The organism is Microbacterium sp. RURRCA19A (genome assembly GCF_900156455.1).
In the GTDB taxonomy this organism is placed as follows: Bacteria; Actinomycetota; Actinomycetes; order Actinomycetales; family Microbacteriaceae; genus Microbacterium.
Window position 1 is genome coordinate 129387 of the sequence record NZ_FTNQ01000003.1, and the last position, 13441, is coordinate 142827.

The window sequence follows — 13441 nt, forward strand, 5'->3', positions numbered from 1 at the left end:
CGGGTCACCTTTCCTCTCGTGTCGCGCCCGCGTCCGTGGGCCCGGCGTCGGCATCGACCCCGGCCCCGGCCCCGGGCAGGAGTGCGCGGAGCGTGTCGATCGTGTCGGCCTCCGCGGCCGGCTTGTCGGGCCGGTACGTCTTCACGCGGGCGAAGCGCAGGGCGACTCCCCCGGGGTACCGGGACGAGCGCTGCACGCCGTCGATCGCGATCTCCACGACCGTGTCGGGCGTCACCCGGATGCCGCCGGGCACCGCGCCGATCTCGCGCTCGACGAAGTGCGCGGTCTGCCAGGCCAGCACCTCGTCGGTGAGTCCCTTGAACGTCTTGCCGACCATGACGAAGCCACCGGGCTCGCCGAAGGCCCCGCGGGGGTCGAGGGCGCCGAGGTGGAGGTTCGAGAGCCAACCCGACCGGCGCCCCGATCCGCGCTCGACGCCGAGCACGACGAGGTCGAACGTGTGCACGGGCTTGACCTTCAGCCAGCTCTTGCCCCGCCGGCCCGCCGCGTAGGGCGCGTCGAGCCCCTTGACCATGACGCCTTCATGGCCGGCACGCAGCGCCGCACGCGAGAATTCCTCGGCTTCGGCGGCGACGTCGGTGACGATCGACGGGATCCGCAGGTCAGGGGCGACGCGCGCGAGCACGGCCCGCCGCTCCGACAACGGCTCGTCGATCAGGTCGCGACCGTCGACGTGCAGGAGGTCGAAGAACCACGGCCGGAGCGCGATCTCGCGGGCGGTCTCCGCACCGAAGCGCGCCATCGTGTCCTGGAACGGGCGCGGTGCGCCGTCGTCGTCGAGCGAGAGGGTCTCACCGTCGAGGATCACATCGCTCACCGGCAGACCCCGCACGATCTCGACGATCTCGGGGACCCGGTGCGTGACGTCGGCCAGAGTGCGGGTGAAGACCCGTACCTCGTCGCCGTGACGGTGCACCTGGACACGGGCGCCGTCGAGCTTGTACTCGACCGACGCGCGTCCCGCCACCGCGAGCGCCTCACCCACCGACGTCGCCGTGGAGGCGAGCATCGGCTGGACGCCGCGCCCCACGACGAGCCCGACGGATGCCAGCTCGTCCGCCGAAGCGGTGAGCGCCAGTGCCGCCGTTTCTCCGAGGTCGCCCGACAGCATCGCGGCGCGGCGCACGAGCGTGCCGTCGCGGTCGGCGGCGCGGGCGACCGCGTCGAGGAGAACGCCCTCGAGCGCCCCCGTGCGCAACTCTCCCGTCATCACCCGCACCAGCAGATCCCACTCGTCGGCCGTCGCCCGCCGCGCCAGGTCGTCGAGGAGCGCGGTGCGCACGGCGCCGGACCCGCTGCCGGAGATCTCGACGAGTCGCGAGAACGCCGCGTCGACGTCGCCGACGGTGAGCGTCGCGGCCTCGGAGTGATCGCCGCCCCGGGCGGTGAGCGTCCGCCAACCGACGCCGAGGCGGCCCTGACGGGGCGCGGCCGTCAGCAGCCCGATCGCCGGCACGATCTCGTCGGGCGCCAGCCGGCCGAGCAGGTCGGCGAGGGCGTCGACCTTGGCGAGGCGCGAGCGGGTGGCGGCCACGGTCGCCAGCGCGACCTGCAGTTCACCGAAGAGCATGTCGGCATCCTGGCATCCCCCTCCGACATCGCCGGTCGGCTTGCGCTTCCCCGCTCCGCCTGCCATCGATAAACGCGATCCGCGACGAGAAACGGCCTCTCGTCGCGTTTCTCGGCGCATATGGCGTTTCTCACGCAGCGGAACACGCACCGCGTTCCTCACGCAGCACCACACGCACCGCGTTCCCCACGCAGCACAACGCGCCTGACGTCTATCGCGCGCGGCACCACACGCCGCTACCGCCGCGTCGACCACCACGCCCACGCGACGAGCGGCAGCTGCAGGAACAGCCGGACGAACCGCGCGCGGTCGGTGCGCAGACCCGGTGCCGCCCGACCGGTGCGCCACTGGTGGACGTTGCCGGGGAACACCGCCACGAAGAAGGCGGCGACCGCGGTGCCGATGCGCCGTCGCTCACGCGGCAGCGCCACGAGCCCGACACCGAGCAGCACCTCCGCCATCCCGGATGCCACGACGATCGCGTCCGCGTCGGTGCGCAGCATCCGCGTGGCCCAGTCCGGCACCACGATCCGGTACCCGCGACGGCCCCAGGTGAGATGGCTGACCCCGGCGGCGACGAGGAGCGCGGCCAGCGCCCCGCGCGCGAACGGACGGGCGGAGGGACCTCGACGTCGTGGCATCAGGTCAGTCTGCCGCCTCGCGGGTCGGAAGGCGGGGAACGGATGCCAGGAGTCTCGCCGTGTACGGATGCCGCGGGCGGCGGAGCACCTCGGCGGTCGGTCCCTCCTCGACGATGCGACCCCCCTGCAGCACCGCGATGCGCGCGCACAGGGCGGCCACGATCGTGAGATCGTGCGAGACGAGGAGCATGCCGATGCCGCGCTCGCGCGCGAGACGCTGGAACAGCTCGATCACCTGCATCCGCACGCTCGTGTCGAGCGCGCTCACCGGCTCGTCGGCCAGGAGCAGCCGAGGTTCGGGCGCGAGGGCGCGCGCGATCGCGATGCGCTGGCGCTGGCCGCCCGAGAAGGCGTCGGGGTAGCGCGACGCCGCGTCTTCGGGGAGACCGACGTCGGCGAGCAGCTGCGCGACCCGCGCATCCCCGTCGCCGGGGATCCCGAGCGACCGCAGCGGCTCCGCGATCGCCTCGCCCACCCGCATCCGGGGGTCGAGCGACGAGAAGGGGTCCTGATACACCGGCTGCACCGCGCGGCGGAACCCGCGCAGCTCCGCACGTCGGCGCGACCCCACAGCCTGCCCTTCGAACGTCACGCGGCCGGCCGTCGGGAGCTCGAGCCCGAGGGCGATCCGCAGGAGCGAGGTCTTCCCCGCGCCCGACTCGCCGACGAGCCCCACGCTCTCGCCCGGCGCCAGCGCCAGCGACACGTCCTGCAGCACCGGCCGATCGGCGCGATAGGCGAAATCGACGTGATCGAGGGAGAGGATCGGCGTCGTCATGGGGACACCTCCGGAAGCAGATCGTCCAGCGCACGGGAGGCCTCGACCAGCGCACGCGTGTAGGGGTCGGCGGGGGCGGAGACGAGCGTCGCGGTGTCGGCGACCTCCACCTGGCGGCCGTGGCGCAGGACGAGCACGCGGTCGGTCATGCGCGTGACCACCGGCAGGTCGTGGCTGATGAACAGCAGCGACATCCCCCGCTCGGTGACCTCTCGCTGCAGCAGGTCCAGCACTCCCGCCTGGACGGTCACATCCAACGCGGTGGTGGGCTCGTCCGCGATGAGCAGCTGCGGTGAGCCCGCGAGGGCGAGGGCGATCGCGACGCGCTGGCGCTGGCCGCCGGAGATCTCGTGGATGTAGGCGCGGGCGATCCGCTCCGGTTCGCCGACCTGCGCGTCCGACAGGGCGTCGAGGACGCCGCGCCGCAGCGCCTCCCCACGCAGACCGCGGTGATGCGCGAGTGGCCACGCCAGCTGCCGCCCCACGCGCATCAGCGGGTCCAGCGACGCGAGGGGTTCCTGGAACACCGCGGCCACCACCGACCCCCGCACCCGATCCCATCGCCGCTGCGTCGCGGTGACGGCATCCACGGGTCCGTCCGGAGTGCGGACCACCGCCGCACCGCGGGCCCGCAACGGGTGGGGCAGCAGCCCCAGGACGGCGAGCGCCGTCAGCGATTTGCCCGAGCCCGACTCTCCGATGATGCCCACGCGCTCCCCCGGCGCGATGTCGAGCTTCACGGCTTCCACGAGGGCGCGGTCGTCGAGATCGACGCCGAGCGCGTCGAAGGAGAGCAGCGGATCGGTCATCGGATGCTCCTCGAGGAGGGATCGGCGATGTCGCGGACGCCGTCGGCGAGCAGATTGACGCCGATGATCGTGGCGACGAGCAGGATGCCGGGGAGGAGTGCCGCGGTCGGGGCGGCCGTCACGGTGCTCTGCGCCTCCTGGAGCATGCGCCCCCACGAGGCGTTGGGCGGCGGGGATCCGAGGCCGACGTACGACAGCGACGCCTCGGCGATCACCGCCCCGCCGAACTGCAGAGCGAGCGGCACGATCAGCGTGGGCCAGAGGTGCGGCAGCACGTGCCTCCGGATGATCCCCGCGGTTCCCGTGCCCGAGGTCCGCGCGGCGGTGATGAAGTCCTGCCCGAGGATGCGGACCGTGCTCACCCTCGTCAGGCGCGCGATCACGGCCGAACCCGCCAGACCGATCGCGAGCACGGCCGACTCGACCGACGCCCCGCGCCACGCGACGATCAGCATCGCCAGGAGCAGCGTCGGGAAGGCGATCGCGATGTCGAGGAGGCTCGAGAGCGCGTCGTCCACGGCGCGACCGGCGACCGCGGCGAGCAGCCCGACCAGGATGCCGACGACCGCCGCGATGGCGACCGATCCGGCACCGACCACCATCGCGAGGCGCGCACCGACCATCAGCTGCGAGAAGAGATCGCGGCCCAGCCGGTCGGTCCCGGCCCAGTGCTCCGCGCCGGGCGGTAGGAGCCGCCCCCCGCCGGTCGCCTCGGGCGGGAAGGGTGTCCACACGAGCGAGACGAGGGCGACGACGGCGATGGCGCCGAACAGCGCCCCGCCGACGGCGAGGTTGAACGACCGGCGCCGCCCCGTCCGACGCCGTCGGGGGGTGACGGCGGTCACGACGGCGGTCATGCGACGGCCCTCGCGCGACGGTTGCCGGACAGCGTCCCGCGCAGCCGCGGATCGATCAGCCGTTGCAGCACGTCCGCGACGAATCCGAGCAGCAGGACGAGCGCGGTCGAGAACAGGATGACGCCCTGCACGCTCGGGAAGTCCTGCTCGCGGATGGCCACGAGCAGCATGTCGCCCAGGCCCGGGAGCGCGAACACCCTCTCGACGATCACCGCGCCCACGAACGTGGTCGACAGCTGGATCGCGAGGATCGAGATGACGGGCACGACGCCGTTGCGAATGCCGTGCCGCACGAACGCTGTCGCGAAGCTCTGTCCCGTGGCGCGCGCGGCGCGCAGGTACTGCTGGCCGAGCACGTCCAGCGTCGCGCTGCGGACGTAGCGGGCGAGGTCGCTTCCGGCCACCAGCGCGATCGTGAGCACCGGGAGCGTGAGGGCGTACAGCGCCGCGCCGGGATCCTCCCAGTCGCGTCGGGGGAACCCGCCGGCGGGGAACAGCCGCCAGTTCAGCGACAGCACCCCCACGAGCAGCAGGCCCACCCAGAACACCGGCACCGCGCCGCCCAGTTGCGACAGGGCCGAGAACGCGGTGCCGTACCAGGTGCGCGCCTTCCAGGCCGCGAGGAACCCCACCGGCACGGCGATCAGCACCGACAGGGCGAAGGAGATCAGCGTCAGCGGCAGCGTGACGTTGAGGCGGCGGACGATCTCGTCTCCGACCGAGAGTCGGTTCGTGAAGCTCTGGCCGAGGTCGAGGGTCGCGAGCTGCTGGACGTAGGAGAGGAACTGCTCCCAGATCGGGCGGTCCACCCCCAGCCGGGCCGCGGCGGACTGGATCTCGGCATCCGTCGCCCCCACCGAGATGAGGGCGAAGACGGGGTTGCCGAGCACCCGGAGCACGACGAACAGGATCACCATCGCCAGCGCGAACGCCAGCAGCAGCAATCCTGTCCGTCGAATCAGATACCGCCCGATGATCAGGCCTTCTGGATGCCGTAGACGTAGAACAGCGAGTTCAGACCGTTCTTCGGCACGCCCGTGACGCCGGGCGCCGCCACCCGCAGCTGCGGGTTGAGGTACAGCCAGACGCTGGCCGCGTCGTCCGAGATCTTCTGGTTGACCTGGCGGATGAGCGCGGTCTGCTCGTCGACGCTCGCGGCCGCCTCGGACTGCGACAGCCACGTCTGCACGTCGGCGTCGTCGTAGCCCCAGTAGAAGTCGGGGTTGCCGTAGAAGTTGATGTCGCGGTCGTTGACGTGGCCCTGAAGCGTCGCCTGGAAGTCCTTGTCGGTGTACACCTGCTGGTACCACTGGTCGTCGGTGATGATCTCGATGTCGACGGTGACGCCGACCTTCGCGAGCTCCGACTTCAGGAACTCCGCCACGGTGGAGTGGACGCCCGAGTCGGGGGTCTTGATCGAGAACGTGAACCCGTCGGCGTAGCCGGCCTCGGTGAGCAGCTGCTTCGAGAGGGCCGGGTCGTACGGGTTGTTGTCGGCGAGGTCGAGGTACCACGGCTCGGACGGCGGGACCATGGAGCCGATGAGCTGACCGCGGCCGTTCCAGATGGCATCCAGCAGCTTCTGCCGGTCGATCGCGGAGTAGATCGCCTTGCGCACCTTCACGTCGGAGAACGGCGCGACGCGATCGTTGAACGCGAGCAGTTCCTTCGTGGTCGAGGTGCCCTCGATGATCTGGAACCCGGCGGCTTCGAAGTCGCCGAGGCTGTCGGGGTTCGACTGGCTGGTGACGAGGTCGACGGCTCCGGTGAGCAGAGCGTTGTTCAGCGCGGTGGGGTCGGCGAAGTACTGGTAGACCACGCCGCCGTTCGCCGGGGCGTCACCCCAGTAGTCGGGGTTGACGTCGAGGCTGATCGAGTCGCCCTTGCGGTAGTCCGCGAGCTTGTACGGACCGGTACCGTCGGCCGTCGCGGTCAGGTCGCCCGCCTCGGAGTTGACGATCCAGACGTAGCCGAGGTTGTAGGTGAAGCTGATCGACGGCTGCTTCAGCGTCACCTGGACGGTGGAGTCGTCGACAGCGGTCGCGGTGTCGATGACGCTGAGCTGACGCTTGCGCGCGGCGATCGAGTCGGTGCCGATGAACCGCTCCAGGCTGAAGACCACGTCGGCGGCCGTCAGCGCCTTGCCGGAGTGGAACGTCGCGTCCCGCAGCGTGAACGTGTACGTGAGCCCGTCGTCGGAGACCTTCGTGTCGGCCGCCAGGAGGGGCTCGACCTGCGCGTCGTCGGTGATCTTGAACAGACCCTCGTAGACGTTGCCGGTGAAGACCTCGGTCACACCCGACGAGCCGCCGAAGATCTGGTCGAGGTTGGTGGGCTCGTTCTGCGAGCCCACCACGATCTCGGCCTGCGGGTCGGCGGCGTCGCTCGCGGACGGGGCGGCCCCGGCCGCGCAGCCGGCGAGGACCAGGAGCCCGGCGGTGGCGACCGCGAGAGCGGCGCCGAAACGGGTGGATCGGAAGCGTGAGGACACGTCGGTTCCTTCGATGGTGAGGGATGGGAGGGCGCGCGAGTGCTGTGGCGCGGGAGGGGACGTTGCGGGGCCGGGCGGGGGCGCGGCTCAGGGGTGGAAGTCGCCGGCGAACCGCACGCGCTTCTCGCCCGCCCGCACCGGGAAGGGGAGGCGGTTCTGCGGCGGGGGCAGCGGACAGTTCATCTGGCTCGAGAACCCGCACGGCGGGACGACGGCACGGTTGAAGTCGATCGTGAGCTCGACCGCGTCGCCGGGCACGAGGGGGCGATCGGATGCCGGCCGGTCGAGGAAGAGGAACCGGCCGGCGCCGTAGCTCTCGGCGCCGTTCGTGGTGTCTCCGAAGACGAGCTGCAACCGCGCCGTGCCGCCGTAGGTCGTGTCGAAGGCGGCGAGGCGGAATTCGCGGCCGTCGACCTCGAAGACCAGGTCGCCCGACACCGGAAGCGCGCGCGTGGCGCCGTCGTCGCGGATGTGCTCGAACGGCACCACCCGCTCCTCGTCGACGAGCTCGAACCGGCCGCGGAGCACCCAGGTCGGGTCGTAGTCGTAGTACTCGATGCCTTCGAAGGCACGGTTCGCGGGCGAGTCCTGACGCCAGATCCGGTAGCCCTCCTGGACGGCACCGGAGTCGATGTCCGCACGCTGCAGACGCGTGAACAGGGCATCGTCCGGGTGCCCGTGGCGTGCCTCGTCCTCCCGGACGGGCGGGTCTCCGGCGGGCGACCAGTGGGTGAGGACCAGGGCGAGGGCGCCCTGGGGTGCCGTCACAGCGGCGCGGCGCGCGGCGATCCAGGCGGTGTGGTCGGCGGGAGCGGGGGAATCGGGGGAAGACATCATCACCAGTCCACAACATCGCGAGCGTCTCGGGAAATTCCGTGACGGTGTGTTTCCATCCGGTCGGTAATCGCGGGCGGCCGCGCTCGGCCGTACGGGCGGCCGCTATGCCCGGGGTGCCGTCCGCCGCACGAACTCGAGGTAGGCCTCGACGGTATCGTCGGGCACGATCGCGCGGAGCACCACCTCATCGACGGCATCCGTGTAGGCCTGGAGGGCGCCGCCGAGCTCGGTGACGTCGCGGATCGTGGTGTCGACGGCATCCACGCCCATGCGGGCGAAATTGGCCGCGTAGTTCGGGAACGACGCGTACCGCGCGGTCTCGGCGGCGAGCCGCTCGCGGGCGGCATCGGCGATCGCGGTGCGCACGTACACCGCGACGTGCGCCGTCCGCGGCAGCGCCGCCGCCTGGGCCGCGGCCTCGGTCGGCGGGACCCAGTTCAGCAGGACGCCCTCGGCCTCGTCGGCCCCCAGCCGGCGCATCTTGGGCCCGAGCGCGCCCACCAGGACCCGCGGGAGCCCCGCGCCATGCAGCACCGCGACCGCCTCGCGCACGCGCCCGAGCGCGCCTTCCTTCGCCATGCCCGAGCCGATCCCCAGCGTGAGACGGTCCAGCGGAAGGGCGAGGGATGCCACGTCGGCGGCGATCTCCGCGGCCGGTCGACGGTCCACCGGCACGACGCCCGTCGCCAGGTGCAGCGTGCGCGTCACGCGAGCTGCGGCGGCGAGCGCCGCGAGGGCGTCACCGTCGGGGGTGTCGTTGATCCAGAGGGTGTCGAATCCTGCGGCCTCCACGGCCGGCGCGATCCGCGCGACCGCGTCGGGCCCGAGCGACCCGGCGAGGCCGATCGAGACGACACCGCGACTCACGACACGCCTCCGGCGGCGGGCACCTCGGCGGCGACCTGTCCGACCGCCGAGAAGAACACGTGCAGGTCGACGTCGTCGGTCGGCAGCAGCACGACGTCGTCGACACCCGCGGCCTGGAAACGGGCGACCCCCTCGGCGACCTCGCCGACGGTCCCCGCGAGCGCCCGGTCGGCGGCATCCGGTCGGTCTTTCAGCACCGCGCCGACCCGCTCGCTCGCGCCGGATCCGAAGGCGGTGAGGACGTACGCGACGATGTCGGGGCTGCCCCCGCGCCCGGCCTCGGCCCATCCGGCACGCACGAGGCGCACGGCTTCGGTGACCTCGTCGACGGTGTGCCGACTGTCGAGGATGACGCCGTCGGCGACCGCGCCCGCCAGCCGGAGCGTCTTGGGTCCTTCGGCCGCGGCGTACACGCGCGGCGCGACGACGGGCGGCCAATCCAGCGACACGTCGCGCAGCTTCACGTAGCGGCCTTCGGCGCTGACGGTGTCGCCGGCGAGAAGACCGCGCAGGGCGGGCAGCTGCTCCTGCATGAGCGTCAGCGGCGACGCGGCCTTGGCGCCGATCTGTCGCATCCAGTCCTGCACCCCGTGGCCGAAGCCGGGCAGGAGGCGCCCCGGGAACATGCGCTCGATGGTGGCGACCTCCATCGCCGAGGCGGCGACGTTGCGGAGCGGCAACGGGGCGATGCCGACGCCCACGCGGAGGTGATCGGTGACCGCGAGCGCGGCCGAGGCCGCGGCCCAGGCCGACGACCGGAAGCAGTCCTCCCACAGCCACAGTTCGGGGACGCCCTCACCCTCGGCGACCCGCGCGGCCTCGCGCAGTTCCTCGGGCGGGTGCGGGTAGGGGCTGAAGATCGTGCCGATGCGACTCATGCCCCTACTCTGCCGTGCCCCTCCGACATCCCGCAGGGTCGCGGTGACGCGGGCCCCGGGGGATCCGCCCCGAGCGCGTGCCGAACTCCGGAGGAATGTGCCGCGGACGCCTCCCCGCCGCGGCCAAGCGGCCGAAAGGGCGACGAAGATCCGGAGTCCGGCACACGCCGCGCCCATCACGACGGCCCCGGACGGGGCCCGTCGAGACTTACGCGGCGAGCGCCACCACGGCGGCCCGCACGACGAAGCCGGATGCCGTGGCATCCACGATCACCGCTCCCCCGTCGACCAGCTCACCGGCGACGAAGAGGTCGGCGATGCGGTCGTCGATCTCGCGCTGGATGACCCGACGCAGCGGCCGCGCCCCGTACTCGGGCTCGTACCCGACCTCGGCGAGCCGGTCCACCGCGGCATCGGTCACGTCGAAGGCGACGCCCCGGGCGGAAAGCCGCTTCGACGTGCGCTCCAGCAGCAGCCGGACGATGTCGCGCAGCTGCTCCTTCTCGAGCTTGCGGAACATCACGATGTCGTCGATGCGGTTGAGGAACTCGGGCCGCATCGCCTCGCGCAGCTTCCCCATCACCCGGTCGCGCAGGTCGGCGTCGTCGAACTCGCGCCCGGTCGTGGTGAACCCGATGGCGCCGGAACGGGATGCCAGGTACTCGCTGCCGAGGTTCGAGGTCATCACGATCACGGTGTTGCGGAAGTCGACCGTGCGCCCCTGTCCGTCGGTCAGGCGTCCGTCGTCGAGCACCTGCAGCAGCAGGGTGAAGACGTCGGGGTGGGCCTTCTCGATCTCGTCGAACAGCACGACGGAGTACGGGTTGCGGCGAACACGCTCGGTGAGCTGCCCGGCCTCGTCGTAGCCGACGTATCCCGGAGGGGCGCCGATGAGCCGCGACACGGTGTGCCGTTCGCCGAACTCGCTCATGTCGAAGCGGATCACGGCGGAGTCGTCGTCGAACAGCGACCCGGCCAACGCCTTCGCCAGCTCGGTCTTGCCGACGCCGGTGGGGCCGAGGAACAGGAACGACCCGACGGGACGGTTCTCGTCGCCCATACCGGTGCGGTTGCGCCGCACGGCCTTGGCGACCGCGGTGACGGCGGCGTCCTGTCCGATCACTCGCGCGTGCAGTTCGGTCTCGAGCTCGGCGAGACGTCCGCGCTCACCGGCGGTCAGACGCGACACCGGGATGCCGGTGGACCGGCTGATCACCGCGGCGATCTCGGGCTCGTCGACCACCGCGTCGGGGCGCGGGGAGGACGTGGCGATATCGAGGCGCTCCTGCACGGCGGCGATCTCGTCGCGGATGCGCGAGGCCTCTTCGTAGTGCTCGGCCGAGACGGCGGCGTTCTTGTCGGCTTCGAGCGTCGCCAGACGCTCCACCAGCGCTGTCGTGTCGACGGAGACGCCGAGACGCAGGCGCAGACGCGCCCCCGCCTGGTCGATGAGGTCGATCGCCTTGTCGGGCAGCACCCGGTCCGGCAGGTACCGGTCGCCGAGCTCCACGGCGGCGCGCAGCGCGTCGTCGGTGTAGGTGACGGCGTGGTGATCCTCGTACGCCGAGCGCAGACCGCGGAGGATCTCGACGGCGTCCGTGAGGGACGGCTCGCCGACGCGCACGGGCTGCAGACGCCGCTCGAGGGCGGGGTCCTTCTCGATCGTGCGGTACTCCTTGAGCGTCGTGGCACCGACGAGGTGCAGTTCACCGCGCGCGAGGCGCGGCTTCAGGATGTTCCCGGCATCCATCGCCCCCTCGCCACCGGCACCGGCGCCCACGATGGTGTGGACCTCGTCGATGAAGACGACGAGCTTGCCGGACTGGGCGGCGATCTCGTCCATCGTCTGGGTGAGGCGCTCCTCGAAGTCGCCGCGGTAGCGGGCTCCCGAGAGCATGGCGGCGAGGTCGATCGAGACGACACGCGTCTCGCGCAGCTGCTCGGGCACGTCGCCCGCGACGATCGCACGCGCGAGGCCCTCGACGACAGCGGTCTTGCCGACGCCGGCCTCACCGATGAGCACGGGGTTGTTCTTCGTTCGGCGGCTCAGGATCTCGATCGTCTGCTCGATCTCGTCGGCGCGACCGATCACCGGGTCGAGACGCCCCTCCGCGGCGAGCGCGGTGAGGTCGGTGCCGAAACGGTCGAGGTTCGGGGTCGTGGATGCCGTCTCCTCGGGCGCCGTGGCCTGCTCGCCGCCGACCACCGTCTCGCGGACGCCCTGCGTCAGGGCCTCGGCGGTGACACCGGCCTGGGCGAGGATCTGCCCGGCGGGGGCGTCCTGCGCGAGGACGAGGGCGAAGAACAGGTGGTCGGGGTCGACGTAGGTGGACCCGGCGGCGCGGGCGACCTGGAAGGCGTGGAACAGCGCGCGCTGGACCGAGCCCGCCACGACGGCGCCATCGACGTCGGCGGCGGGACCGGCGGCCGGCAGGCGGCTCTCGGCGGCGCGGGCAATCGCGGCCGGGTCGGCGCCGAGCCGCGCGACCGCGTCGCGCGCCGGGGCCTGCCCGACGAGCACGTGCAGGACGTGCAACGCGTCGAGCTCGCGCTGCCCACGGCCGAGCGCGTAGCGTCCGGCCTCCTGGAGGGCCTCCTGCGTGCGGGCGCTCAGGAACCGGCTCAGGTCGATGGAACGCTCGGCGCGGGCGCGCTCACCGGCGAGGTAGCGCGCGAGGAACTCGTCGAACGACTGGGCGCCGTTGTCCCCGGCGCCGGGGGTGACATCTTCGGGCAATTCCGTCTCCTGTGATACGTGAGTGGAGTCGACTCAAGTTTGCAACTTGAGTGGCTGCGTATCAAGTTCAACGGAGGGGCTCCGAGGATATTCCCGGCTCACGCTCCCTAGGTACGAAGCCGCGGGTCGGGCTCGTTCCACAACTCCACGGTCTGCAGGAACCAGAACACCGCGAACAGCACCAGCGCGAGCGACTCCCCGAGGAACACCCACGGCACCGGCCGGGTGACGTCCACACCCGCGATCGCCGCGACGAGCGTCGCACCGAGCCCCGCGAGGGCGATCAGGATGCCGACCGCCACCGCCGCGTACGCGGGCCGGAAACGCCGCGGTGCACGCTGCGGACGCCATGCCGCGATCACCGCCACCGCCCCGATCAGGAGGAAGAAGCCGACGGCCGCGGCGTTGTGCGCGAGGGGGAGGAAGGTCGTCGGCGAGACGCTCCCCCAGACGACGAATCCGCCCGCGAGCAGCGTGATCGCGGAGGCGGTGAGCACCACGCCGCGCGAGATCGTTCGTTGCACGATGGACAGCGCGAGTCCGGCCACCACACCGACGAACACGACGGATGCCACCGCCACACCGTTGTTGACCACGGCGGGGACGACCGCGGGCGGAACGCACCGCACGGACTGCCCGCACGCCGGGGATTCGACGGTCGTCGGAACCACCGCGATCACGAGCGCGAGCACCGCGGCGACGTCGAGCAGCCCTTGCTCGACGCTTCGCCCCGACAGCGCGACGAACGCCGCCGCGACCACGCACAGGCCGGCGACGAACATCGGCCCGGCCGGCGTGTAGTACGCCGCACTCAGCGACGGCAACGGCCCGCCGGTGATCTCCTCCACCGCGACGGCGACGGCCAGCAGCAGCGTCGCCGCGAGGATCGTCAGGCGCACGTACCGGTAGGTGCGCTGCGTCGACGTCGTGCGGATGAGCATAGCGGCATCCTGTC

12 protein-coding genes are annotated in these 13441 nt (G+C 72.0%); all 12 read right to left on the reverse strand.

Annotated elements, in window-relative coordinates; genetic code table 11:
- Positions 1-4: 4 nt before the first annotated feature.
- The 12 genes from BW982_RS12990 to BW982_RS13045 all read right to left on the reverse strand — a co-directional run bounded on the left by BW982_RS12990 (position 5) and on the right by BW982_RS13045 (position 13427).
- Positions 5-1591 (reverse strand): ATP-dependent DNA ligase, encoded by a 1587-nt coding sequence (locus BW982_RS12990; RefSeq protein WP_076493953.1) that lies wholly within the window; start codon positions 1589-1591, stop codon positions 5-7.
- Positions 1592-1827: 236 nt separating this feature from the next.
- Positions 1828-2232 (reverse strand): DoxX family protein, encoded by a 405-nt coding sequence (locus tag BW982_RS12995; RefSeq protein WP_076493955.1) that lies wholly within the window; start codon positions 2230-2232, stop codon positions 1828-1830.
- 4 nt (positions 2233-2236) lie between these two features.
- Positions 2237-3010, reverse strand: a complete 774-nt coding sequence (locus BW982_RS13000; protein WP_076493956.1) for an ABC transporter ATP-binding protein — start codon at positions 3008-3010, stop codon at positions 2237-2239.
- Positions 3007-3819, reverse strand: coding sequence for an ATP-binding cassette domain-containing protein (locus tag BW982_RS13005; RefSeq protein ID WP_076493958.1), 813 nt, complete (start codon positions 3817-3819; stop codon positions 3007-3009). Before BW982_RS13005 ends, BW982_RS13000 begins: the two co-directional genes overlap by 4 nt.
- The gene (locus tag BW982_RS13010; RefSeq protein WP_076493959.1) at positions 3816-4676 is read right to left on the reverse strand and encodes an ABC transporter permease; all 861 of its coding nucleotides are present in this window, start codon (positions 4674-4676) and stop codon (positions 3816-3818) included. Before BW982_RS13010 ends, BW982_RS13005 begins: the two co-directional genes overlap by 4 nt.
- Positions 4673-5620, reverse strand: coding sequence for an ABC transporter permease (locus BW982_RS13015; RefSeq protein ID WP_254845596.1), 948 nt, complete (start codon positions 5618-5620; stop codon positions 4673-4675). Before BW982_RS13015 ends, BW982_RS13010 begins: the two co-directional genes overlap by 4 nt.
- 32 nt (positions 5621-5652) lie before the next feature.
- Entirely contained in the window at positions 5653-7167 is a 1515-nt protein-coding gene (locus BW982_RS13020) for an ABC transporter substrate-binding protein (protein ID WP_139327448.1), read from the reverse strand.
- A gap of 87 nt (positions 7168-7254) precedes the next feature.
- On the reverse strand, positions 7255-8001 hold the full coding sequence (locus tag BW982_RS13025) for a DUF1684 domain-containing protein (RefSeq protein ID WP_175611102.1): 747 nt from the start codon (positions 7999-8001) through the stop codon (positions 7255-7257).
- Positions 8002-8106: 105 nt separating this feature from the next.
- Positions 8107-8871: an LLM class flavin-dependent oxidoreductase gene (locus tag BW982_RS13030; protein ID WP_076493963.1), complete on the reverse strand. Its 765-nt coding sequence runs from the start codon at positions 8869-8871 to the stop codon at positions 8107-8109.
- Entirely contained in the window at positions 8868-9749 is an 882-nt protein-coding gene (locus tag BW982_RS13035; protein ID WP_076493965.1) for an LLM class flavin-dependent oxidoreductase, read from the reverse strand. Before BW982_RS13035 ends, BW982_RS13030 begins: the two co-directional genes overlap by 4 nt.
- A gap of 208 nt (positions 9750-9957) precedes the next feature.
- A complete protein-coding gene (locus BW982_RS13040; protein ID WP_076493966.1) occupies positions 9958-12486 on the reverse strand; it encodes an ATP-dependent Clp protease ATP-binding subunit in 2529 nt (842 codons plus the stop codon).
- Between the two features lie 107 nt (positions 12487-12593).
- A complete protein-coding gene (locus tag BW982_RS13045) occupies positions 12594-13427 on the reverse strand; it encodes a hypothetical protein (RefSeq protein WP_076493968.1) in 834 nt (277 codons plus the stop codon).
- Positions 13428-13441 lie beyond the last annotated feature (14 nt).